Origin of the sequence: Amycolatopsis vastitatis, assembly GCF_002234595.1 — a bacterium.
GTDB lineage: Bacteria > Actinomycetota > Actinomycetes > Mycobacteriales > Pseudonocardiaceae > Amycolatopsis > Amycolatopsis vastitatis.
The window spans coordinates 100,819-124,590 of the sequence record NZ_NMUL01000049.1; the positions used below are offsets into that span (position 1 = coordinate 100,819).

Annotated in this window: 17 protein-coding genes; 11 read left to right on the plus strand and 6 right to left on the minus strand. The window is 70.2% G+C overall.

All coding sequences use genetic code 11. The features are described 5' to 3' along the window. Nucleotides 1–3: 3 nt before the first annotated feature. Genes CF165_RS39620 through CF165_RS39630 form a run of 3 tightly spaced genes read left to right on the plus strand, consistent with a single transcriptional unit; the run spans nt 4 to nt 8,644 of the window. Entirely contained in the window at nt 4–3,312 is a 3,309-nt protein-coding gene (locus CF165_RS39620; protein ID WP_205661099.1) for a glycosylhydrolase-like jelly roll fold domain-containing protein, read from the plus strand. After that, nucleotides 3,309–6,221 carry a glycosyl hydrolase gene (locus CF165_RS39625; RefSeq protein WP_093952724.1) on the plus strand — a complete coding sequence of 971 codons (2,913 nt, stop codon included), beginning with the start codon at nt 3,309–3,311 and terminating at the stop codon, nt 6,219–6,221. The genes CF165_RS39620 and CF165_RS39625 overlap by 4 nt, the downstream gene beginning before the upstream one ends. Further along, nucleotides 6,218–8,644, plus strand: coding sequence for a beta-L-arabinofuranosidase domain-containing protein (locus CF165_RS39630; protein ID WP_093952725.1), 2,427 nt, complete (start codon nt 6,218–6,220; stop codon nt 8,642–8,644). Before CF165_RS39625 ends, CF165_RS39630 begins: the two co-directional genes overlap by 4 nt. Nucleotides 8,645–8,905: 261 nt before the next feature. Here the strand turns inward: CF165_RS39630 and CF165_RS39635 are convergent, their stop codons facing one another. Further along, on the minus strand, nt 8,906–9,418 hold the full coding sequence (locus CF165_RS39635) for an SRPBCC family protein (protein WP_093952726.1): 513 nt from the start codon (nt 9,416–9,418) through the stop codon (nt 8,906–8,908). Between the two features lie 101 nt (nt 9,419–9,519). Here CF165_RS39635 and CF165_RS39640 point away from each other — a divergent pair, with 101 nt between their 5' ends. The 5 genes from CF165_RS39640 (at nt 9,520) to CF165_RS39660 (ending at nt 14,334) form a co-directional block, all read left to right on the plus strand. After that, nucleotides 9,520–10,413 carry a helix-turn-helix domain-containing protein gene (locus tag CF165_RS39640; RefSeq protein WP_093952727.1) on the plus strand — a complete coding sequence of 298 codons (894 nt, stop codon included), beginning with the start codon at nt 9,520–9,522 and terminating at the stop codon, nt 10,411–10,413. 91 nt (nt 10,414–10,504) lie between these two features. Next, a complete protein-coding gene (locus CF165_RS39645) occupies nt 10,505–11,470 on the plus strand; it encodes an SMP-30/gluconolactonase/LRE family protein (protein WP_093952728.1) in 966 nt (321 codons plus the stop codon). Between the two features lie 127 nt (nt 11,471–11,597). Beyond that, nucleotides 11,598–12,434, plus strand: coding sequence for an alpha/beta fold hydrolase (locus CF165_RS39650; RefSeq protein WP_093952729.1), 837 nt, complete (start codon nt 11,598–11,600; stop codon nt 12,432–12,434). Continuing rightward, entirely contained in the window at nt 12,427–13,044 is a 618-nt protein-coding gene (locus tag CF165_RS39655) for a TetR/AcrR family transcriptional regulator (RefSeq protein WP_093952730.1), read from the plus strand. Before CF165_RS39650 ends, CF165_RS39655 begins: the two co-directional genes overlap by 8 nt. Before the next feature lie 27 nt (nt 13,045–13,071). Further along, entirely contained in the window at nt 13,072–14,334 is a 1,263-nt protein-coding gene (locus CF165_RS39660; protein ID WP_093952731.1) for a low temperature requirement protein A, read from the plus strand. Between the two features lie 252 nt (nt 14,335–14,586). On the opposite strand, the gene CF165_RS50620 is transcribed toward CF165_RS39660, so the two are convergent. After that, the gene (locus CF165_RS50620) at nt 14,587–15,567 is read right to left on the minus strand and encodes a helix-turn-helix domain-containing protein (protein ID WP_143268776.1); all 981 of its coding nucleotides are present in this window, start codon (nt 15,565–15,567) and stop codon (nt 14,587–14,589) included. A 92-nt stretch (nt 15,568–15,659) separates the two neighbouring features. Between CF165_RS50620 and budC the strand changes: the two genes are divergently transcribed. Then, nucleotides 15,660–16,445, plus strand: a complete 786-nt coding sequence (gene budC, locus CF165_RS39670; protein ID WP_205661100.1) for a meso-2,3-butanediol dehydrogenase — start codon at nt 15,660–15,662, stop codon at nt 16,443–16,445. 157 nt (nt 16,446–16,602) lie between these two features. On the opposite strand, the gene CF165_RS53535 is transcribed toward budC, so the two are convergent. Then, complete coding sequence (locus CF165_RS53535; RefSeq protein ID WP_276209756.1) at nt 16,603–16,725, minus strand: hypothetical protein; 123 nt, start codon at nt 16,723–16,725, stop codon at nt 16,603–16,605. A 212-nt stretch (nt 16,726–16,937) separates the two neighbouring features. Here CF165_RS53535 and CF165_RS39675 point away from each other — a divergent pair, with 212 nt between their 5' ends. Next, complete coding sequence (locus CF165_RS39675; RefSeq protein ID WP_276209757.1) at nt 16,938–17,333, plus strand: MerR family transcriptional regulator; 396 nt, start codon at nt 16,938–16,940, stop codon at nt 17,331–17,333. A 13-nt stretch (nt 17,334–17,346) separates the two neighbouring features. Here CF165_RS39675 and CF165_RS39680 read toward each other — a convergent pair whose 3' ends face one another. After that, a complete protein-coding gene (locus tag CF165_RS39680) occupies nt 17,347–18,957 on the minus strand; it encodes a peptide chain release factor 3 (protein ID WP_093952732.1) in 1,611 nt (536 codons plus the stop codon). 413 nt (nt 18,958–19,370) lie between these two features. Between CF165_RS39680 and CF165_RS39685 the strand changes: the two genes are divergently transcribed. After that, nucleotides 19,371–20,870 (plus strand): SulP family inorganic anion transporter, encoded by a 1,500-nt coding sequence (locus tag CF165_RS39685; RefSeq protein WP_167441714.1) that lies wholly within the window; start codon nt 19,371–19,373, stop codon nt 20,868–20,870. Between the two features lie 609 nt (nt 20,871–21,479). Here the strand turns inward: CF165_RS39685 and CF165_RS39690 are convergent. Together CF165_RS39690 and qcrB are read right to left on the minus strand one after the other, a co-directional pair. Continuing rightward, a complete protein-coding gene (locus CF165_RS39690; RefSeq protein ID WP_093952733.1) occupies nt 21,480–21,956 on the minus strand; it encodes a hypothetical protein in 477 nt (158 codons plus the stop codon). After that, nucleotides 21,953–23,581 (minus strand): cytochrome bc1 complex cytochrome b subunit, encoded by a 1,629-nt coding sequence (qcrB, locus tag CF165_RS39695; RefSeq protein ID WP_093952734.1) that lies wholly within the window; start codon nt 23,579–23,581, stop codon nt 21,953–21,955. Before qcrB ends, CF165_RS39690 begins: the two co-directional genes overlap by 4 nt. Nucleotides 23,582–23,772 lie beyond the last annotated feature (191 nt).

Here is a 23,772-nt window from a genome sequence, read left to right on the forward strand (position 1 = left end):
CCCATGCGCAGGACCTTGATGTCCCTCGTGCTCGCGGTGGTCACCGCACTGAGCGTGAGCACCCCGGCCACCGCCGGGCACGACCCCGGCTTCGACCCGGCCGCCTTCGCGAACCCGCCGAAGGACAGCCGCCCGGCGATCTACTGGTACTGGAACAACACGATCACCAGCGCGATCACCGACCACCAGATGGCGGAGATGCGCGCCAAGGGCATCTACGAGGCGGTCATCTTCCCGCTCGGTGGCGACTCGATGCAGCCGGTCTTCCTGTCCGAGGACTGGTTCACCCTCGTCGGGCACGTGCTGCGCGAGGCGCAGCGCACCGGCATGAAGATGTGGTTGTTCAACGACAACAACTTCCCCAGCGGCCGCGGCGCGAACTACGTCGTCAACGGCGGCACTCTCGGCGCCCGCACCATCCCCGCCCGCCCGGACCTGCGGTTGAAAGGCCTGCTGCGCTCGACCCGGATTGCCACGGGGCCGTCGACGCTGAAGCTCGCGGAGACCTCGGGGCTCAGCGTGGACACCGGCAAGCTCGTCGTCGACCCGGCGACCGCGCCGGGCGCCGCCCCGCTCGCCCCCGGCGCCGGCTGGACCGACTACACCGTGAGCGGCAAGGTCACGCTGACCACCGGAGGCGTCCAGCTGGCGGTGCGCTCGGACGGCACCCACGGCTACCTCGTGGACGTCGACCAGAAGGGCGCGGCCAGTGTGTACAAAGTGGACGGTCCGAACCGGACGCGGCTGACCACCGGGGTCAACACGCCCGGCTTCACCCCGACCCACGTGCAGACGGTGAGCGTCACCGTCTCCGGGACCACGATCACCCCGAAGATCAACAACACCGTGCAGCCCGCGGCCACCGACGCGAGCTACCCGGCCGGCGCCGCGGCGGTGTCGGCCGAAGGTACGCAACGCTCGCTGTGGGACGACTTGACCGTCACCGCCGCGGACGGCGCCAAGCTGTGGACGTCGACGTTCGACGACGCCACCGCGCTCGCGGACTTCTCACAGAACCGCGTGAACCTCACGGGAGTCACCGCGGCGGCCGCGCGGCCGGTGGGCACGACCGCCGCGGTGGAGCTGACCGGCGACACCTGGCAGGTGCCCGCGGGCCGCTGGCAGGTCGACGTCTACTCGCAGGTCCTGCTGCGGGACGACTCCAGCGGGTACGTCCGCGGGTACCTCGACCTGCTCGACCCGGCCGCGACTGACGCATTCCTGAGCATCGCGCCCGAGGAGTACGCGCGCCGGTTCCCGTGGGCGATGGGCTCGGTCGTGCCCGGGTTCTGGGACGACGAGCCGTTCCTCGCCTCCGCGCAGCCGCACCCGTTCAAGCGCCTCCCGTCGTCGCCCGGGCTCGCCGACGCCGTCCGCGCGGCCGGCGGCACCCCGGGCGTCGCCTACACCGCGGCGGCCGACGGCCTCGACGCGGTCGCGGACCGGGCCGCCGGGACGTACTGGCGAGCGGTCGACAACCTCTTCTCGACCAGCTACTACCGGCGCGAAGCCGACTGGATGGCCAAGCACGGCCTGAAGCTGATCTCCAACCCGCTGCTCGACGAGCAGGGCCCGCAGCAGCGGATGAACTCGACCGGCGACCTGGCCAAGGACAACCAGTGGGCGCAGGTCCCCGGCAGCGACATGATCACCACCGACTACACCGCCGGTCGACAGACCACCCTGGCCCGCAACGCTTCTTCGGCCGCCCATCAGAGCGGCGCGCCGCGGTCGCTGATGGAGACCTTCGGCAACGCGGGCTGGCAGGTGGCGCCCGACTACATGCACGCCACCGTCGGCGCGCTGGCCACCCGAGGCGTCAACCTGACCTTCCTGCACGCGATGTACACCGACGAGACGTCGGTGACGTTCGCGCCGCCGTTCGGGCCGCGCAGCACGTTCTGGGAGGACATGCCCGACGTCGACGCGTGGATCGGCCGCGTGATGGAGCTGGGCCGCGGCACGAACCTCGCCCGGAGCGGGCTCGTCCAGCCGCAGCGGGCCGCCGAGCAGACCCGGAAATCCGACGCGGGCCACCGGCTGGACGACGACCTCTCGGCGACGGCGTTCGCCCTCGAACGCGGACAGGTCGACTTCGACCTGCTGAGCGACTCGTCGCTCTCGGGCGACCCGGCCGCGCGCTTCCAGGCCGTCCCGCGCGCCGGGACCCTGCAGGTCGGTCGGGCGGACTACCAGCTCGCGGTGCTGCCGCGGACCCCGGTGGTCGACCTCGAGACCGCGCGCACGCTGACGAAGTTCGTCCAGAGCGGGGGACACCTCATCGCGGTCGGTCCGCTGCCCACGCGGGAGGCGGCCGGGCGGGATGCCGACCTGGCCCGTGAGCTGCGAAATCTGTCCGGCAGCTCGTCATGGACCCGGCGTGGCGCCGGGGCGGTCGCGCTGGTCACCGACGTGAACGCGATCGCGGGCCTGGCGCAGAACGCCGGGTTCGGCGCGGCGCGGCTGCAGCCCGCGGCGGACGCCGTGCGGGTGCAGCGCACCGGCCGGGGCGCGGACACCGCGTTCCTGCTCAACAACGAGAGCGACGCCGTGGTGACCACCACCGTGACGTTCCCGGTCGGCGGCACGCCCGAGATCTGGGACCCGCGCACCGGTACGGCGAAGGTCGCCACGGCATATTCGCGCGGCTGGGCCACCACCGGCGTCCCGGTCACGCTCCAGCCGTACGAGACCCTCGGCGTGGTGTTCCGCCAGGGCGTCCGTGACACCGCGCACCTGACCGACGGCACCCTGCCCGCCGGTTCGGTTTCCTTGACCGGGCGGGAAATGCAGGCGGCGGTGACCGCGGTGGCGTCAGGCACCTACGCGCTCACCGGGCAGGCGAACGGCCGCACCTACCGGGGCACCGTGCGGGTCACCGACCCGCTGGCGCCGATCGCGCTGACCGGGCCGTGGACGGTCCGGCTGGAGCAGGACGGCGCCGTCGCCACCGAACGCCCGCTCGGCTCCTGGACCACGTTCGCGCCGACGTTCTCCGGCAGCGCCGTCTACACCACGACGGTGACGCTCACGGCCGAGGACTTGGCGCAGCGCAAGCTGATCCTCGATCTCGGCGAGGTGCACGACCTCGCCACGGCGACGGTGAACGGCACCGAGCTGCCCACAGCGCTCTGGCATCCGTACACAGTGGACGCCACGAAGGCGCTGCGCCCGGGCGTCAACACGATCAGCGTCCGCGTCACCAACACCCTGGCCAACTCACGCAACAAGATCCTTCCGTCAGGCCTCGTCGGCCCGGTCGCGCTGCGCCCGCAGGCCGCCGTCACCGCCCGCTTGGAGGCCATCCGATGACGGTCAGCAGACGCACGGTGCTCACGATCGGTGCCGCACTCGGCGTGGGCGCCACCCTCTCGTGGGCGCCACCCGCACTCGCCGTACCCGGGAAGCCGTTCGCCCGGCAGTTCGCCAGACCCGATGCGAGGACGGCCGCCAAGTTCCGCTGGTGGTGGCCGCACGGCCTGGTCGACCTCGGCGAGATCGCCCGCGAGGTGGACCAGATCGCCGACGCCGGGTTCGGCGGCGTCGAAATCCAGGACGTCCACCACAGCGTGCAGACCGTCATGGATCCCGAGCACCACGGCTGGGGCACACCCGCGTGGCTCGCGGCGGTGGAGACGGCACTGCGCCGGGCGAAGGCCCGCGGCCTGACCGTCGACCTCGCGATGGGCCCCTGCTGGCCCACCGCGGTGCCGACCATCACGCCCGACGACGTCGCGGCGAGCAAGGAACTGGCGCACGGCGTCATCACGGTCGTCGGCAGCTACACCGGCCCGCCGCCGGCTGCGCTGGTGCCCGCCGAGGACGGCGTCGGCAAGCAGGACCTGGTCGCCGTCCAGGCCGCCCGGGTGATCGGTTCGCCCACCGCGGCCACGGTGTCGCTCGACCCGGTGTCGGTGCGGTCCGTGGAAGTCCACAACGGACAGATCGACTGGACCGCACCCGATGGCACCTGGGTGCTGCTCGCGTACTGGGTCCGTGGCTCGGCGCAGCAACCGGAAGCGGGCCCGCACACCGCACCGCTCGCCTACGTCGTCGACCACTTCAGCGCGGCGGGCACCAAGGTCGTGCTGGACGAGTGGAACTCGACGATTCTCACGCCCGCCATCCGGCGCCTGCTGAAGGCCGTCGGCGGTGACCTCTTCGAGGACTCCCTGGAGATCGAAACCGACGCGACGATCTGGACCCCGGGCTTCCTGGCCGAATTCCGGCGCCGGGCGGGCTACGACCTGCTGCCGTACCTGCCGGTCGTCGTGCAGAAAAAGGGCAAGTACCCGTTCGCCTTCGACACCGACACGTCCAACCACGTCCGCGACGACTACAACGAGGTGCTCTCGGACCTCTACCACGAGAACCACCTGATCCCGGTGCGGGACTTCGCGCACCGCCTCGGCATGACCCTGCGCGTGCAGCCCTACGGCCTGCCGACCGACGCCATCCGCAGCGCGGCGCTGCTGGACGTGCCGGAAAGCGAGTCGCTGGGGTTCAAGAACCTCGACGACTACCGCGTCCTGGCCTCCGGCCGCGACATGGGCGGGCGGCAGCTGCTGTCGTGCGAGTCGGCGGCGTACGCGAACGGCGCGTACAACACCACCTGGGACAAGGTGCTGCAGACGATGGGCAGCGTCTTCGCGGGCGGGGCGAACCAGGCCGTGCTGCACGGGTTCGCCTACGCCATGGCGCCGGGCGCCGAGTGGCCCGGGTTCGCCGCTTTCTCGCCGTACAACGGCACCGGCATCGGCTACGCCGAGGCGTGGGGCCCGCGGCAGCCGACCTGGGGGCACGTGCCGGACATCGCCGGCTGGTTCGCCCGCGCGCAGCTGGTGCTGCGCACCGGGCGGCCGCAGGTGGACCTCGTCTTCTTCCGGCAGAAGGGCTGGACGTCCACCGGCATCGGCGCGCCGTGGGCGACCAACGACGGCGTCCCGACCGGCTGGACCCACGGCTTCCTCAGCGAGGGCGTGCTGGACCTGCCGAGCGCCGTCGTGCGGGGCGGACGGCTGGCGCCCGACGGGCCCGCGTACAAGGCGATGATCCTCGGTGGCGACCAGTTCCACGGCAGCGAACACACGCTGTCGGTGCCCGCGGCGCAGCGGCTCCTGGACTTCGCCCGTGCGGGCCTGCCGACGATCGTCATCGGCACCTGGGCCGACGTGCACGCCGAGGGAATCGCGCAGCCGGGGGAGAACGACCGGCTGCGTTCCCTCATCGCGGAGTTGCTTTCGCAGCGCACGGTCCGCGTGGTCGCCGACGCGACCGGCATCCCGGCCGCGCTGGCCGAGCTGGGTGTCACGCGCGATGTGGAGCACGCCGCGTCCACGGTGATGAGCGTGCACCGGGTCGACGGCGACACCGACTACTACTACCTCTGCAACGCGCGGCACGCCGAGAACCGCAAGATCACCGCCGTCACGCAGGACGTGTGGCTGACTGCGCAGTCTCGCGACGCGCAGCCGTTCGTGCTGAACGCCTGGACCGGCAAGACCGAGCGGCTCGGCGTGTTTACCCGCTCCGGCAACAAAATCCGGGTCTCGGTGTCGCTCAACCCGGGTCAGTCGGTGATCGTCGCGCTCGGCCGCGCCGACCGTGGCCCGAACGCCGTGGCGACGGACGCGCCCGAGGTGCGGTACCTCGACGGCAGGCTCGTGGTGCGGGCTTCGGCCGCGGGCACGTACTCGACCACGCTGGCGAACGGGCGGGTCGCACGAACTCCGGTCGCGTCCCCGCCCGCGCCGATCGCCCTGGCTGCATGGGACCTCGAAGTGGAGGACTGGCAGCCGGGCACGTCGCCGACTTCGACGGTCAAGCTCAAGCGGCGGTTCTCGCTGACGACGCTCGCGGCCTGGCCCTCGATCCCGGGGCTGGAGGACGTCTCGGGCATCGGCCGCTACCGGACCACCGTCGACCTCGGCCGGTGGGACCACGGGCTCGGTGCGTATTTGGACCTCGGCGAGGTGTTCGACACCTACCGCGTGCGGGTGAACGGCGCCGCGCTGCCGCCGCAGGACGTGCTCGACCCGGTCGTCGATGTCGGGCCCTGGCTGCGGTCCGGGCGCAACAGCATCGAGGTGGAGGTCGCCACCACGCTGAACAACCGGCTCCGCGTGAGCCGTCCGGCCGTGTTCGCGATCGCGGCGCGGCAGGCGTACGGGCTGGTCGGGCCGGTGCGCCTGCTGCCCTACCGGCAGGCGGAGGTCAGATGAACGTCACCCGGCGCACCGCGCTCGGCCTTGGGGCCGCACTCGGACTGGCGGCCGTCGCACCGTGGAGCGCTTCGGCTTCCCCGGGCGCCCCGGTCCGGCCGGTCGCGCTCGGCGGCGTCCGGCTGCTGGAGAGCCGGTATCTGGCGAACATGCGGCGGACCGTGGCGTACCTGAAGTTCGTCGACTTCGACCGGCTGCTGCACACGTTCCGGCTGACCGCCGGCCTGCCGACGTCGGCCGAACCGTGCGGCGGCTGGGAAGCGCCGGACATCCAGCTGCGCGGGCACACCACTGGGCACCTGCTGTCCGGCCTGGCCCTCGCGGCCGCGAACACCGGCGACCCCGAACTGGCCGTGAAGAGCACACGCCTGGTGGCCGCGCTGGCCGAGTGCCAGGCGGGGTCCGGCTACCTCTCGGCGTTCCCGGAGCAGGCGTTCGCCGACCTCGAAGCCGGGAAATCCGTCTGGGCGCCGTACTACACGATCCACAAGATCCTCGCCGGACTGCTGGACCAGCACCGGCTGCTCGGCACCGCGGGCGCACTCGACGTCGCCCGCGGCATCGCGCGCTGGATCGACACGCGCACGGCACCGCTGTCCCATGACGCCATGCAGAAGGTCCTGCACACCGAGTTCGGCGGGATGAACGAGGCCCTGGCCAACCTGTACGCGATCACGCGAGATCCGCTGCACCTCACGCTGGCCCGCAGATTCGACCACGACGAGCTCTTCACGCCCCTCGCGGCCCGCCAGGACACCCTCGCCGGGCGGCACGCGAACACCGACATCGCGAAGATCGTCGGCGCGGCGGCGGAGTACGACGTGACGGGCGAGCAGCGCTACCGCACGATCGCGACGTACTTCTGGGACCAGGTCGTCCACCACCACAGCTACGTCATCGGCGGCAACGCCAACGCGGAGTTCTTCGGGCCGCCGGACCAGGTCGTCAGCCAGCTCGGCGAGAACACCTGCGAGAACTGCAACAGCTACAACATGCTCAAGCTCGGCCGGCTGCTGTTCCTGCAGGACCCGAGCCGCACCGAGTACCTCGACCACTACGAGTGGACGCTGCTCAACCAGATGCTGGGCGAGCAGGACCCGGACTCGCCGCACGGGTTCGTCACCTACTACACCGGCCTGGTGCCGGGCGCCCAGCGCCAGGGCAAGCAGGGCGTCACGTCCGACGCCGGTTCGTACAGCAGCGACTACGGCAACTTCACCTGCGACCACGGCACCGGCCTGGAGACGCACGTGAAGTACGCGGAGAACATCTACTTCACTTCCGGCGACACGTTGTACGTCAACCTGTTCATCGCCTCCACAGTGGACTTCCATGGCGTCTCGGTGCGGCTGGAGACCGAGTACCCGTACGACGAAACGGTGCGGCTGCGCGTCGACGGCTCCGGCTCTTTCGCCTTGCGCATGCGGATCCCGTCGTGGGTCTCGAAGCCGCGGCTGACGGTCAACCGCGTGCCGGTGCCCGCCACGCCGGGCCGGTTCGCGACGATCCGGCGGCGGTGGCACGCGGGCGACGTCGTCGAGCTGCACCTGCCGATGACCACGCGGTGGCTGCCCGCGCCGGACAACCCCGCGGTGCGGGCACTGACGTACGGCCCGCTGGTTCTCGCGGCCCGGCACGGGTCCTCGGCTCCGCCGGTCACCCCGACGGTGGACCCGCGCACGCTGCGGCGCGAGCCCGGGCGCGTGGAATTCAGCGTGCGGGCGGGGGAGGAGCGGCTGCGGCTGAGCCCGTTCCTGGACGTGCAGCACGACCACTACAGCGTCTACTTCGCCGCACCGCCGGACCGGCCTGCACCGAAGACCGTGGCGGTCTACCCGCTCGACGGGAATCTCGCCGAGTCGACGCATCGCTGGCCGGACGCGGTGCTCGCCGGCGGCGCGGTGCCGGGGGAGCGGGGCATCGAGCTGGACGGCGTCAGCGGGCACGTGCGCCTGGCCCCGGGCTTGCCGGCGAACCTGACCGAGCTGACGGTGTCGATGTGGGTCCGCCCGGACGTGATCGTCAATTCGGCGCGGGTGTTCGACCTGGGTTTCAACACGCAGTCGTACCTGTTCCTGACCCCGCGCACGGGCCTCGGCGTCGCCCGCTGCGCGATGAAGCTGGGCGGCATGGCGGCGGAGGACTACGTGGACGCGGCGGTCGCGCTCCCGGCGGGGACGTGGACGCACGTGGCGGTCACGGCGGGCAACGGGCTGCGGCTGTACTTCGACGGCGTGCTCACCGGGGTGAACCCGGCACCGCTGATGAGCCCGCTCCTGCTCGGTGCGACCCAGCTGAACTACCTGGGGCGTTCGCAGAATCCCAAACACCCGTACTTGAAGGGCGCGGTCGCGGACTTCCGGCTGTACGGCCGTGTGCTGGGGGAGCCGGAGGTGCAGGTGCTGGCGACGGGAGAGCATTGAGCCCGAACACCGGCGGCGGAGGCCGGCAGGTGCTGCCCCTTGTCGCGACACCTGCCGACCAGGCCTTCCTCAGACCGCCGGAGCACTCAGTAGTTCGGCTTCCTCGTCGGCGACGGTCAGGTCACGGGCACGCGCGGGTCACCGGCTTCCCCGGTCCAGGTCGAGTGCGCCTGCCCGCCACCAGCCGACCCAGCCGGCGTGACCCACACCATCGGCTGGAGCCGCCGGGGTGAATACCGGAACCATCAGCTACGCGGGATGTCAGCTCGAGACACCGTGTTGCTCGGCGATCCACTGGGCGAGGGCGGCCAAGGTGGTTTCGACGCTGCCGATCATGTACTCGCGGAGAGCCTCCAAGTCCGTGCGATTCCGTCCCAGTACCGGATCGAGGCGCAGGAGCTGCCAGGACTGCTGAACCAGTGTGCCCCGCCCTTGCGAACGGAAGGTCCAGGTCCAGTGCACGATCCCGTCCTGGGCGCCACCGACGACGAAGCCGAATGCCGCTCCGGAATCGGCCTGGACAACCTGCGACCTGGTGGTCCACTCCTTGCCGTCCCGGCGGTTGGTGCCGCTGAACCAGGCGCCGACCCGGGGGCCGGCGTCGTCGTCGTAGCAAACAGCGCTGGCGGTGGGACTCCAGCGGCTGACCGCTGAAACATCGCTGACCAGCTCGTAGGCGGAGATGGGCGCGGCGTCGACCCATGCGCTCCTGGTGAAGACGAAATCAGCGGCGTCGACGTTTTCGGGAAAGCCGCGTTCATCGGTGTTGTTCACAACTCCACTCCACCGATCGGGCCGGTGGCCGGCCAGCCCCGGGTTTGCCTATCCCGGGTTGGGGCAGGCAGCGCGCGGCGCGGCCAGCCGATACTGGAGCCATGACCGGAACGTCACAGCTCGGGGACTTCCTCAAGGCGCGGCGATCGCAACTGCGCCCTGAGGACGTCGGGGTAGCCACGTACGGCGAACGGCGACGGGTGCCGGGGCTCCGGCGCGAGGAGCTTGCTCTGCTCGCCGGGGTGAGCGCGTCCTACTACACCCGGATGGAACAGGGGCAGTCGCCGAGTGCCTCGTCCGAGGTTCTCGATGCGATCGCCGGGGCGCTGCGGCTGGACGAGTCCGAGCGTCGGCACCTGCACGTCTTGGCCGATCTGGGCCGGCGCCGCCCCGGATACCGCCGGCCGGCGCCGGAGTACGTGACCGAGGCCGCCGGTCAGCTGCTGGCGGCGTTCGCCGAGGTACCCGCGATCGTCCTCGGCCGGCGCACGGACGTTCTGGCCTGGAATCCGCTGGGGCATGCACTGTTCGCCGGTCACCTGGACTTCGGCGCTCCGGCGACGGCGGCAGGGCGCCCGAACATGGCCCGGCTGGTGTTCCTCGACGGCCACACCCGGGATCTCTACGCGGACTGGCCGGGCAAGGCGCGGGCCGTGGTCGGGAATCTGCGGCTGGTGGCGGGCCAGCACCCGGGAGACGCGGCGTTGTACGCGCTGGTGGGGGAGCTCAGCTCGAAGAGTGCCGAGTTCGCCGCCATGTGGGCCGACCACCGGGTCAAGGCGTGCGCCGTCGCCCGCTACACAATGCGGCATCCTCTGGTCGGGACGCTTACGGTCCTGCAGCAGACCTTGAGCAGCGGACCGGGCCCCGCCGTCGTGGTCGCGACGACGGAGCCGGGCTCGCCTTCGCAGGCGGCGCTGACGCTGCTCGACCAGGCCACCGACCACGGCACCGTCCTGGCGCCATCCCGGCCCCAGAAGGACCAGCCGATCTGATTTCACCCCGCCCGGGCCGCCCGGGCCGGGTTTCGCACACACCTGCGTGTCGGCATGTCGCTGACGCGCGCCCAGGAACAGAGAAGGAACCATGAACAAGAAGCTGTCCAAGTCCGCTGTGTCGATGACCGTACTGGCTGCGGCGGCCATCACCGCACTGAGCGTTGCGCCGGCCGCGGCTTCCTCGGCGCCGTTGTGCGGCGCGAGGATCGCCGCCCACTTCGATCTGGCCGCGGGCCGGACACCGGAGAACGTGGCGTTGGATCCCAGCGGTGCCATGGCGGTCACGTTCGCCAAGGGCCGCCAGATCGCGGAAGTGTCGCCGAGCGGCGCCGTGCGCGTCCTCGCCACCCTGCCTCAGCCCGCCGACGGGGGAGTCCACACCCCGGCCCTCGGGTTTCCCCTGACCGTCGGGATCACCCGGGCGGCGGACGGCACTCTGTACTTCCTCTACGCCACCGGAACGTCCGATCTGACCGGTGTCTGGCACCTGCGCCCGGGCGGGCTTCCCCAGCGGATCGCTTCACTGCCGGCCAACGGCCTGCCCAACGGGCTGGCGCTCGATCCGTTCACCGGCACGCTCTACGTGTCCGATTCGGTTTTGGGCACTATCTGGCGGGTGCCGGTGACCGGTGGAACGCCCACGGCCTGGTCGACGGCTCCCGAGCTGGCAGCCGAGGGGTTCCTCGGGGTGAACGGGCTGCAGCTGCGCGATGGGTCGGTTTGGGCCACGAACCTCGACAAGGGCACCGTCCTGCGCATCCCGATCCGGCGCAACGGCAGCGCCGGCGAGCTCCGGACCGTGGCCCGGGGGTTGGTGGGGATCGACGATTTCGCCTTCACCGGCCACGGAAACCAGCTCCTCGCCGCGCTCGACGCCCCGAACGAAGTCGCGCTCGTCCAGCCCGACGGCAGTCACTCGATCGTGTTGACCGCGGCCGACGGCCTGCAGAATCCCACGTCGGTCGCCGTGCGAGGCAGCACCGTCTACGTGTTCAGCGCCGCGTATTTAACCGCCAAGGACCCGAACCTGATCGTGGCCCACCTTGACCGTTGACGGCGTCGAAGTGAAGTCTCGGCCGAACGCGGTCGATGCCGACTCCCGATGTCCACACGTTGACACGGTTAGCTAACGGCACTAGCTTCTAGCTATTAATGTTAGCCTACGCCGGGGAGAGAGCGCCTTGACCGAATACCTGCAGATCGCCGGCAACACCATCGCCTACGAGGTGATCGGACAGGGGCCGCTCGTCGTCTTGGCGCACGGCATCGGCGACAGCCGCCACTCCTATCGTTTCCTCGCCCCGACCCTGGCCGCGAAGGGTTACCGGGTCGCCAACGTGGATATCCGCGGATGCGGTGACTCCAGCTTGGGCTGGGACGGCTACAGCCGCACCGACATCGCCGGCGACTTGGTCGCCGTCGTCCGCCGGCTCGGTGGCCCGGCCGTGATCATCGGTCAGTCGATCAGCGGGGGTGCCGCGACCATCGCGGCCGCCACCGCATCCGAGATGATCGCCGGAGTCGTCGAACTGGCACCGTTCACTCGCGCGCAGCCCTTCGACCTTGGCGGCCTGGTGCGGGTCAAGCGCTTCCGATCCGGCTATACCCAGATGGCGCAGGTCATCATGCGAGGCAGACTGGAGAACTGGAAGAAGTACCTCGACCTGGCGCTGCCTGCCAAGCCCGCCGACTGGGAGAGCGAGCTGGCCAGGATCGAGGCGAAGCTGAGCGAGCCCGGCCGGATGAAGGCCCTGCAGGCCATGTGCAAGAGCAGCCCGGCCGACGCCGGCGCGCAACTGTCCAAGGTCAGGTGCCCGGTTCTGATCATCGAGGGTAGTGCCGACCCCGACTGGGCGGATCCCCGTGCCGAGGGCGAGAAGATCATCGCCGATCTGCCGAGGGATCTCGGCGAGCTGGTGGTCATCGAAGGTGCCGGGCACTACCCGCACGTCCAGATGCCTGATCAGGTCGTCGCGCTGACTTTGCCGTTCCTGGACCGGACACTGGCTCGTGCCTAGGGCCGGGCTCACCCCGGCGATGGTCACCGAGGCCGGTGCCGCGGTGGCGGACGAGGTCGGGTTCTCCCGGCTCAGCATCGGCCTGGTCGCCGAGCGGCTCGGAGTCAAGACCCCCTCGCTCTACAAACACGTCACCAGCCAGGCCGACCTCATTCACCGCATCGGCGTGCAGGCCGCGAACGAACTCGCCGATGACATCCGCGACGCGATCCAGGGACGAGCCGGCGGTGACGCGCTCGTCGCCGGCGCCCAGGCGATGCGGATGTACGTGAGGAAACATCCCGGCCGGTACGCGGCGGGCAACGCGGCCCGGCCGACAGGGCCCGACGACCCGCTCGTCCCGGCGCTCGACCGGGTGCTCGCCTCTTGGGCGGCCATGCTGCACGGCTACCACATCGATCCGGGCGAGCAGATCCACGCATTGCGGATGCTGCGCACCGTGCTCCACGGATTCGCGACGCTGGAAGTCGTCAACGGGTTCCAGATCGACGCGGAAGCGGACCTCAGCTTCTCCTGGATGATCGACTTCGTCCATCGGGGTCTGCAGTCCTTGGAAGCTGCCGGTGATTCGACGCCTCGGTCACCGGACCGCGACCGGCCGGTTCCATGATCCTTCCCGACAGGAGTTGCGAGGTCCGTGAGCGACCCGAACATCGACGGCGAACCCGTGAGCGCCGGGATCGACCGGCATGCAAGCTGGACTGAGCTGTTCTTCGACCTGGTGGTCGTGGCAGGCGTCGCGGCGTTGGCCCATGTCCTCGGATCCACACTGGACTTTGCGACGCTAGGCCTCTACGCGTTGCTGTTCCCGGCTTTCTGGCTGACCTGGACGACGTTCATGCTGTACGGCAACGTCGCGGCCGCGAAGACCCACGTGATCCGGCTGATGATCGGGATGTTCGGCCTCGGAGTGATGGTGGCTTCTGTGCCGGGCGTGGCGCATGCGGCGTTCGACCACGGGGGAGACGTCCGCCCGTTGAACACCTTCGCGATCGCCTACATCGCTACGCGTCTCTACGCTTCGCAGTCGTGGCGCCGGGGTGAAGTCGTACTGGACTTTCCGGTGGTGCAGGTCTCGACCGGACTGCTGCCCTGGATCGTGTCGATCTGGGTGGACGAGCAGGGGAAGCTCTTGCTCTGGGCGGCGGGAATCGGCCTCGACCTGGTACTGATCCTGGTCGTGTCCGGCCACAAGATCCTCGGGAGAACCCAGTCGAAGTTCAGCGCGCAAGCCACCACTCGGCGCCGATCACGGCGCAAGGACGGCCATGACGGTGAGGTGCCGGAGATCCACGGGGTGTCCGTCGATCCGGCGCACTTCTCCGAGCGGCTGGGGCTCTTCGTGATCATCGTTCTCGGCGAATCGGTGGTGCAGGTCGTCGGTGCCGCGGCTGAGGTGCGCTACGACGTCGGCCTGCTTGTCACCGGAGCCGCATCGTTCATTCTCCTGGCCGGGATGTTCGGCTTGTCCGTCGTCTTCGGATACGCCGGCTTGCCGCACCTGCGCGGCGGCCGTATCCCGGCGCGCGCCGCGCTCGGGTTGCATTGCCTGGTCACCGGCGTCATCGCCACAGTCGCCGTTTCCCTCTCGTCGGTGGTCAAGCAGGGCTCCGATCCGCTGCCTGATCCAGGACGGTGGTTGTTGTGCGGCGCCGTCGCGACGTACTTCGCTCTTGGCGTGGTCACCGGTGTGGCCAGCCACAGTTCCGATCTCCGGAGAACGATCTCACGAACCGTCACCGGCATCGCGGTTCCCCTCTCACTCGGCTTGTTCGCCACCGGTACCAGCGGTCGGATGCTGGTGGTCTGGATGGCTGTGGTGGTACTCGCCCACTTGTGGTTCGAACGGCGATTGCCGCCGGTCCGGGGACGTCGACATCGCGAATTCAGGACGGCTTGAGCAGCAGGTACAGCACGCCACTGGCGACGACGAGGACGTGGCCGACGGCGAACAACCGAAGCCCGATTCAAGGAATCGGGCCCGGTTCGGAAGCTCACAGCGGCGGCTACTCATTCTGAACTGATCTCTTTGTGCGCAGCAGCCCGATACGCGTCGGTCCGTGTTGACGTCCGCTACTACGCAAGGGTTTCAGATGCTGTTGTACCTTGCCGCGCTGCCGTTGTCCGTCGGACCCTGACTTCGTGTCCGAGCTCATCCGCGCCCGGTCGGCTGGGTCGAGCGACGGTATCGGGTGGGTGTCTGACCGTAGTGCTTCTTGAAGGCGCGGGTGAAGTGGCTGCTGTCCGCGAACTGCCAGTGGGCGGCGAGTTCCGAGATGCTCAGGTGGCCGGACGGCGCGGTGAGCGCGAGCCGGGCTTCTTCGAGTCTCCGGTGGCGGATGTAGGCGGTCAACGACTCTCCCGTCTCGGCGAAGGCCCGTTGCAGGGTGCGGACGGAGACGTTGAGCTCACGCGCCAGCATTGTCGGAGAGAGCTCGGGGTCGGCGAGCCGGCTGTTCGCGAGGTCCTTCGCCGCTTGGGCGAGCGCGGGAGCCAGCCGAGGTTCCACATCGTCGAACCGGCGTTTCGCGACCGCCTTGGTGAGTTCGATCAGGGTACTGCGGGCGGCCTCCACTCCGGCCGGGCTGAGGCCGGCCATCGTCGCGTGGATCATGTTCGCGTGGGCCGCGAGCAGGCGCACCTCGGCCGAATTCGCCGGGCCGATGACGCTTCGGTTCCCGAGTAGTGGTTTGAGCATCGCGGCGGGGAGGACGAGGATCTTCGCCGTCGTGTGCGGCACCGTCCTGAAATGCGCTGGGCGCCCGACGTGCCGCAGGAGGAACTGTCCGGCCGCCACCGTGTGCTCGCCGCGCCCGGGCGTTTCGCCCAGGGCCCATGCGCCGCGTCGTACCACGTACATCCGTACCTGGTCCTCGATGTCGCCCAGGGTACCTGTGGTTTGGAGGGGCGACACGCAGTGGAAATCGGTGATCGCCACGTCGTTCACCTTGGCGGCGCGGCCTTTGACCCGGAAGTCACCGGTCGTGGCCGGGCTGTAGGCCGGCTGCGGGAAACCGTCGCCGATCCGCGTCTCCCACTCGCGCAGGAAGGAGTCGAACCCTCGCGATACGGCGCCCGGGACAGTGGTGTCCAGGGAGAACGCCCCGCCGCCTGCCGGCTCCGTGCTGTTCATTGCACCGACACTATCGCGCGGCGTTTTTGTTCTGTCCGGATGTCGTCGTGGTTCAAGTGCGTGCTGTGCTGATCTTCCTAGGCTTCCTGCTCGTGAACGAAGAGAACTCCAGCCGGGTGGCCGTCGTCACGGGTGCCGGTGCGGGCCTCGGGGCCGCGATCGCGCACCGGTTCGCCGCCGACGGGTACACCGTGGTCCTCGTGGGCCGCACCGAGTCGACGCTGAAGCAGACCGTCCAGGACGGTCCGGCCGGTGCGGACATGTATCCCTGGGTCGGAGACGTCTCGGACCTGGCCGCCATCACCGCGGTGATGGACGGTGTGGCCGAGCGGTTCGGACGCCTGGACGTGTTGGTCAACAACGCGGGCGTGGCGATTCCCGGCACCGTCGACCAGATCGACCTGAACAGCTACCGGACCATGATGAGCACCAACGTCGACGGCGTCTTCTTCGCCTCGCGGGCCGCGCTGCCCCACCTGCGGGTGACACGTGGGTGCATCGTCAACATCGGCTCCGTCGGCGGGCTCGGCGGTGACTGGTATCAGGCCGCCTACAACGCGACCAAGGGTGCGTTGGTGAACCTGACCAACGCGATGGCGCTGGACCATGGCCGGGAGATTCGGGTCAATGCCGTCCACCCGGGCGTGACGCTCAGCAGCCAGTTCATCCGCGACGCGCTTGCCGAGGGAACGTCACTGCGCGAACGTTTCGTGGATCGGGTGCCCATGGGCCGCCCAGGGGAGCCGGCCGAGGTCGCTGCCGTCGTCGCGTTCCTTGCCAGTGCTGACGCCGGATATCTCAACGGAGTGCACATTCCCGTGGACGGTGGCCTGGCCGCGTCGAACGGCCAGACCAACCTGTACAAGATTGACGCCTGACGCCACAGTCGCCGTCAGCCCGTCGGCCACCCACGACTCCACCGGCGCCCTGGCTGGGATGGTCTTGCTCATCCTCCTGGGCGTGCGGATGTCGGCGGTGTCGGAGGCGGGGTTCGCGTCGGCGCTCCCGCGACGGTGACGGCCAGGGCAGCGCGGGTCATCGCGAGATCCCGGAGGTGCCGATCGCCGACGTCACACCGATGGCGCTCCCGCGGCGGCGGTGCACGTGGAGCGCCACAGTGGTGGTGGCGACGAGGCCGAGCGCGCCCAGGAACGGCATGACGAACGCCCCGTCAGCGAACCGATCAGGTAGGCGCCGGAGACGGGGGCGCGCGGAATGGCGAGGTCGCGGATCAGCGGGGCGACGAACACCGACACCGCCGCCGCCCGTCCAGGCATACCCTTACGTGAGGGTAGTGTTGGCTGTGATGCCGGTCTCCGGTGGTGCGGGGTGCGTTACCGTTGACGGGCAAGCGGAGGAAAGGACCCGGTGTGGGCGAGCAGATGCAGATCGGCGAGGTGGCCGAGCGTGCCGGGCTGTCGCTGCGCACGATCCGCTACTACGAGGAAGTCGGCCTGGTGGTGCCGAGCGCTCGCAGCCAGGGCGGGTTCCGGCTCTACGCCGAGCCGGACGTCGACCGTTTGCTGCTGATCAAGCGGATGAAGCCGTTGGGGTTCCAGCTGGAGGAGATGCGGGACCTGCTCGCCATCCTCGACCCGGTCCCCGGCGGCCCGCGCATCGACAACCCCCAGGCCAGGCTCGAGCAGTTCAGCGAGACCGCCGAAAAGGCCTGCGCCGACCTGCGCGCGAAGCTGGCCATCGCGGAAGAATTCGCCGCACTGCTGCGCACTTCCCGCGCCGCGGGCGCGGGGCACCCCGCACGCTGACGCCCGGCGGACGTCAGCCGCCTTCGGCGAGCAATGGCTCCAGCACCAGTTCGGGGTGGGCGCGTTGCAGCAGCCGGACATCCATCTCTTCGCCGAACAGGGCCAGGTCGGTGCCGTCGAGCCGGGTGAGGACCTCGCTGCGCCGGCCGGCGTCGACGAGCGGACGCTGCGCCGGATCGGCGAGCCGCCGCACGGCCCGGTAGGACAGGTGCTCCAACCGGACCGGCGAGGTGAACTCGTGCTCCATCCGGTGCGCGGCCACCTCGAACTGCATCGGCCCGACCGCGGCCAGGACGGGTGCGGCGCCGCCGCGGCGGTCCGAGCGCAGCACCTGCACGACCCCTTCGGCGCCGAGCTGTTCCACGCCCTTGCGGAACTGCTTCGCGCGGCTGAGATCGGCCGGCCGCGCGACGGCGAAGTGCGCCGGCGCGAAGCTGGGCAGACCGGGGAACCGCACCGGGGGCTTGTCGGTGTAGAGGGTGTCGCCCACGCGCAGCGCGGTGGCGTTGACCAGGCCCACGACGTCTCCCGGATAGGCGGTGTCCACTGTGGAACGTTCCTGGCCGAAGATCTGCTGGGCGTACTTGGTCGCGAACGGCCGGCGGGTGGTGGCATTCGTGACGACCATCCCGCGTTCGAACACCCCGGAGCAGACGCGGGCGAACGCCACCTGGTCGCGGTGCGCCGGGTCCATCCCGGTCTGCACCTTGAACACGAACGCCGAGAACGGCGCGTCCAGCGGGCGGACGCGGTCCTCGACGTCCCGGCGCGGCGCGGGCCCCGGGGCCACGTCGACGAGCAGGTCGAGCAGCCGGCGCACGCCGAAGCCGCGGACCGCGGCACCGAAGAGCACCGGGGTCGCGGTGGCGGCGGTGAAGCGGGCGACGTCGAACTCGCCGCCGCTGGCCTGCAGCAGGTCCAGCTCCTCACGGGCCCGGATCCACTCGCGGCCGAGTTCGCCTTCCGCCTGTGCCTGGTCCACGCGCAGCTCCGGTGCGGCGTCACCGCCCGCCGAGGGGGAGTACCGGATGAGGTCGCCGCGGTCGACGTCCAGCACACCTCGGAGGTGGCCGGCCGGGCCGACCGGCCACGTCACCGGCATCGCCGCGAGGCCGATCCGCTCGGCCAGCTCGTCGCACAGCGCGAGAGCGTCGCGGCCGGGCCGGTCCCACTTGTTGACGAACGTGACGACCGGGATCCCGCGGTAACGGCAGACGTCGAACAGCTTGAGGGTCTGCGGTTCGAGGCCCTTGGCGGCGTCCAGCAGCATGACCGCGGAGTCGACCGCCGAGAGCACCCGGTAGGTGTCCTCGGAGAAGTCGGCGTGCCCCGGGGTGTCGACCAGGTTGATCACCGTGTCGCCGTAGGCGAACTGCAGCGCGGCCGAAGTGATGGAGATCCCGCGGGCGCGCTCCATCTCCATCCAGTCCGAGGTCACGCCGTGCCGGCCGGCCTTGCCGTGCACCGCGCCGGCCGCGGCGATCACCTTCGCGTGCACGGCGAGTGCCTCGGTCAGCGTGGACTTGCCCGCGTCCGGGTGGCTGATGACCGCGAACGTTCGCCGTCGTCGCGCCTCTCCGGAGACGTCGCCGGTCCGGTTGTGCGTCGTTCGTCCTGCAGTCACGCATCCTCGCAACGTCGTAATATACCCTTACGTGAGGGTAGTGTAAGGTGAGCCCTGCTCATGACGGCGGCGCCGGCCGGGGAAAGTGATCCCGCACTCAATCGACGCGGGAGCCACCGTCACGAGCCGGACCCTCATCTAACGTCACGTGAGAGTTGCCGACGACGGAGGCCTCGCGTCACCGGTCCGCCAGGGTCATCGCTGCCCCCGACTCCGTCATCGAGCCGAGGAGCATCCCGTCCCCACCCCCGCAGGTGCCGTGATCAAGCCGAGCTAACCCCTCGCCGGACCAGCCGTTTCTTCATCGGGGCGGGCACTCGCTCGTCTCGCACTGTCCTGTCGTTCGACCGCGTCGTCGGCGACGTGGTGATCCTCGCGCCCGCGCGGCGCCCGAGCAAGTCAGGTCTTTCTCCGTGTCTTCAGTTGTTGCGTCCCTGCCCGCGTTGCTGCGCCGGCGACCGTCGTGGCTCTCGCCGAAGGTCGCCCGAACCGAGATCCTCGGCGGCCTGGTCGTGGCCCTGGCGTTGATCCCTGAGGCGATCTCGTTCTCGATCATCGCCGGGGTCGACCCGCGCATCGGCCTGGGCGCCTCGTTCACGATGGCCGTGGTCATCTCGATCGTCGGCGGCCGTGCGGCGATGATCTCCGCCGCCACCGGTGCGATCGCGCTCGTCGTCGCGCCGCTCGCTCGCGAGCACGGCCTCGGCTACCTCGTCGCCACCGTCATCCTCGGTGGGCTGATCCAGATCGTCCTCGGCTCCCTCGGCGTCGCGAAGCTGATGCGGTTCGTTCCCCGCAGCGTCATGGTCGGCTTCGTCAACGCCCTCGCCATCCTGATCTTCCTGGCGCAGGTGCCCGAGCTGATCGACGTGCCGTGGCCGGTCTACCCGCTCTTCGCCGCCGGGCTCGTCGTCATGGTGCTGTTCCCCAAGCTCACCAAGGTGATCCCGGCACCGCTGGTGGCCATCGTGGCGCTCACCGCGCTGACGATCGCCGCGGGCATCGCGGTGCCGACCGTGGGCGACAAGGGCGCGCTGCCCTCGTCGCTGCCGGTGCCCGGTGTCCCGGACGTGCCGTTCACCCTTGACACCTTGAAGCTGATCGCCCCGTACGCGCTCGCGTTCGCTCTCGTCGGGCTGATGGAATCGCTGATGACCGCCAAGCTGGTCGACGACATCACCGACACCCCGTCGAACAAGACCCGCGAAGCGATCGGCCAGGGCATCGCCAACGTCGTCACCGGAATCTTCGGCGGCATGGGCGGCTGCGCGATGATCGGCCAGACGATGATCAACGTCCGAACCGCGGGCGCCCGCACCCGGCTCTCGACGTTCCTCGCCGGAACTTTCCTGATGATCCTTTGTCTCGTGTTCGGCCCGGTCGTCTCCGACATCCCGATGGCCGCGCTGGTGGCGGTGATGGTCCTGGTCGCGTTCGGGACGTTCGACTGGCACAGCGTCGCGCCGCCGACGCTCAAGCGGATGCCCGCCGGCGAGATCACCGTCATGGTCGTCACCGTCGCGATCGTGGTAGCCACCAGCAACCTCGCCATCGGTGTGGTCGTCGGCAGCATCACGGCGATGGTCATCTTCGCCCGCCGGGTGGCCCGGCTGGTCGAGGTGACCGCCGCGACCGACCCGGATGGCACCCAGGTCGTCTACGCGGTGACCGGTGAGCTGTTCTTCGCCTCCAGCAACGAACTCGTCTCCCAGTTCGACTACGCGAACGACCCGGACACGGTGATCATCGACCTCACCGGCGCCCACATCTGGGACGCCTCCACCGTCGCCGCCCTCGACGCGGTCACCGCCAAGTACGCCGGCCGCGGCAAGACCGTGGAGATCGTCGGGCTCGACGCCGACAGCGCGCGCCGGCACGGCAAGCTCTCCGGAGAACTCGCCGGCAGCCACTGAAAGCCGTGGCAGCCGCCCGCGCGGGCGCGAAGTCGCGGGCCGCCCGCGGGCCCGGGCTCGGCTAGCCACCACGCAGTGCCTCGTCACCAGGGACGTCGGCGGTCGGTCCCGAAGCTGCCGACGTCCCTTCGTGTGCGATCCACAGTGGACACGATTTTATCCTTTGCTGACAACGGGTGACCTGGGTCGCCGGGTATCCCGCATTATGACGATGGCGACCGAGCGACCGTGTGCGGTACCTGCGGTCACCGATCGTGCGTCGCCTTCCGCCGGATGACCGCACGTTCTTGTCCCAGCGGGTGCGACAGCCTCGCCCCACCGGGGCGGCTCGTCGCCGAGCCGGCCATCGTCCGGACCTTGGACCCGGCGGCGCGCCGCGCCGGGGGACGATCGCCGCGGCAGTGCTGCTGGCCGAACCCGGACGGCGCCGTGACGGAGGTGCCGCTGTGTTCCCGGCCGACAGCGCCTTGCGGGCCCCGCTGTGGCTGGCGGAGCGCGGACTGTGCAGCTGGCTCGCGGTCGGCACCCGGGTCCCCTGCGGCGGCGTGGCCCACCGTGGCGGACGGGTCCGGCCGGCCACCCGGTCGCCGGCTGCGAACCGCCTGACGGTCACGGAGCAGCGAGGGGAATGGCGCCGGCCAGGCAGCCGTGCCGCTGCGCCGAGCTGCCCAGCCGGCCGACGTCCTCGATGATCAGAGCATCAGCGTTCGTGCACGGGTGGGGTGGCAGCAACACGAAGAGCACTTGCTGCTGGCGGCACGCGGCGCAAAGCCACGGCAGTGGTGGTTCCGTGAGTCCCAGGCCGACACTGAGGCGGTGCCCGCCGACATGCACCGTGACCGTCGACGGCGCCTCGGACAACTCCACGTGGCAGCCCGCGGCCAGCGGCCAGAGCCCGCGTTCCCACTCCCAGGTGGCCGGGACGGCCAGACCTGTCGCGCGCAGCATCCGGAAGAGCCGAAGGTGGTCGTCGTGGCGGCCGGGCTGCAATAGCAGCACCGGGTAGGAGCTGGTTTCTTCGTACACCAGGACGTCGATCTGCCAGCGGGACGGCATCGCCGTGCCGCCGGACCCCGGCGGGGTCACGGCTTGGCCTCGCCGGCTTGGGGCTCGCCCCCGAGACCTTGCCGCGTCTCGCCGCGGCGGGCAGCTGCCTCGAGGGCGGCGGTCTCTTCCGGCGGGTCGGGCCGCAGCAGGCTGCCGGGCACCGGGTGCCCGGCAGCGCCGAGCTTGTTGGGCTTCTTCGGCACCGGCGCGCCCTGGTAGGTCAGCGCCCGGCCGTCGAGTGGCTGGTGGATCTCCGCGTAGTGCCCGGACGGCGCGCGGGTGATGATGCCGGTTTCGAGGCCGTGCTCGAGCACCTCGTGATCGGAGTGCTGAAGCGCGAGGCAAACGCGGTAGGTGATCAGGTACGCGACCGGCGGGGCGATCAGCAGCCCGATGCGCCCGGCCCAGGTCGTCGCGTTGAGCGAGAGGTCGAACTGCAGGGCGAGGATGTCGTTGAACGACGAGAGCGTCAGGACGCCGTAGAACGCCAGCGCCATCATGCCGATGCTCGTCCGGACGGGGACGTCGCGCGGGCGCTGGACGAGGTTGTGGTGGGCCGTGTCGCCGGAAAGGCGGCGTTCGAGCCACGGGTAGGCGATCAGGGCGCCGATGAGCACCGTGATCCCGATCGCGCCGGCGAAGAACACCGGCGGCACGGTGTACCGGCCGAGGTAGAGCTCCCACGGCGGGTAGACGCGCAGGAGGCCGTCGGCCCAGCCCATGTACCAGTCCGGCTGGGAGCCGGCGGAGACCTTCGACGGGTCGTAGGGGCCGAACTTCCACACCGGGTTGATCTGGAACAGCCCGGACATCAGGGCGAGGATGCCGGTGACGAGCGCGAAGAACGCGCCGCCCTTGAGCGCGAACACGGGCAGGATCCGGACGCCGACGACGTTGGCCTCCTTGCGCCGGACGCCGGGGAACTGGGTGTGCTTCTGGTACCAGACCAGGGCCAGGTGCACGCCGACGAGCGCCAGCATGATCCCCGGCAGCAGGAGGATGTGGATCGTGTAGAGGCGGGGGATGATGACGTCGCCGGGGAACTCGCCGCCGAAGAGGGCCCAGTGGATCCACGTGCCGACCACCGGCACCGACAGGACGATGCCGGACAGCGTCGCGCGGATGCCGGTGCCCGAGAGCAGGTCGTCGGGCAGGGAGTAGCCGAAGAACCCTTCGAACATGCCGAGGACCAGCAACAAGACGCCGATGACCCAGTTGGCTTCGCGGGGACGGCGGAAGGCTCCGGTGAAGAAGATCCGGAACATGTGCACCATCATCGCGCCGACGAAGATCAGCGCCGCCCAGTGGTGCAGCTGCCGCATGAACAGCCCGCCGCGGACCTCGAAGGAGAGGTCGAGGGTGGTCGCGAACGCCCGCGAGATCGGGACGCCGCGCAGGTCGGCGTAGGCGCCTTGGTAGGTGACCTCTTGCATCGAAGGGTCGAAGAACAGCGTCAGGTACACGCCGCTGAGCAAGAGCACGATGAAGCTGTAGAGCGCCACTTCGCCGAGCAGGAACGACCAGTGCGTCGGGAAGACCTTGTTGAACTGCCGGCGCAGTCCGCCGGCGGCGTGGAGCCGCTGGTCGGCGGAATCGGCCGTCGCAGCCGCTGCGCGAGTGGCGCGGCCGGGACCCCGGGTCGGGGAAAGGTGACTCGGGCTCATGATTCCTCCGCGCGGATCGGCGACCGTCCAGCGCGCATACCCGCACTCGCTCGCGAGAACCTGGGTTCCGGCAGAATTTCCGCGCTCAGCCCGGGATCGGTGTCATCGCGGTCTCCGTCCTCGACAGAACCGGCAGGTACCCACTGCGGCTCAGGGGCGACCCGGCGCGGAATCCTTCGACGAGCCACCGG

Bases quoted from the DNA above. Each gene is read 5' to 3' on its own strand.
- CF165_RS39620 (WP_205661099.1), top strand. From the start codon at position 4: ATGCGCAGGACCTTGATGTCCCTCGTGCTCGCGGTGGTCACCGCACTG.
- CF165_RS39625 (WP_093952724.1), top strand. From the start codon at position 3,309: ATGACGGTCAGCAGACGCACGGTGCTCACGATCGGTGCCGCACTCGGC.
- CF165_RS39630 (WP_093952725.1), top strand. From the start codon at position 6,218: ATGAACGTCACCCGGCGCACCGCGCTCGGCCTTGGGGCCGCACTCGGA.
- CF165_RS39640 (WP_093952727.1), top strand. From the start codon at position 9,520: ATGACCGGAACGTCACAGCTCGGGGACTTCCTCAAGGCGCGGCGATCG.
- CF165_RS39645 (WP_093952728.1), top strand. From the start codon at position 10,505: ATGAACAAGAAGCTGTCCAAGTCCGCTGTGTCGATGACCGTACTGGCT.
- CF165_RS50620 (WP_143268776.1), bottom strand. From the start codon at position 15,567: ATGAACAGCACGGAGCCGGCAGGCGGCGGGGCGTTCTCCCTGGACACC.
- CF165_RS53535 (WP_276209756.1), bottom strand. From the start codon at position 16,725: ATGCCGTTCCTGGGCGCGCTCGGCCTCGTCGCCACCACCACTGTGGCG.
- qcrB (WP_093952734.1), bottom strand. From the start codon at position 23,581: ATGAGCCCGAGTCACCTTTCCCCGACCCGGGGTCCCGGCCGCGCCACT.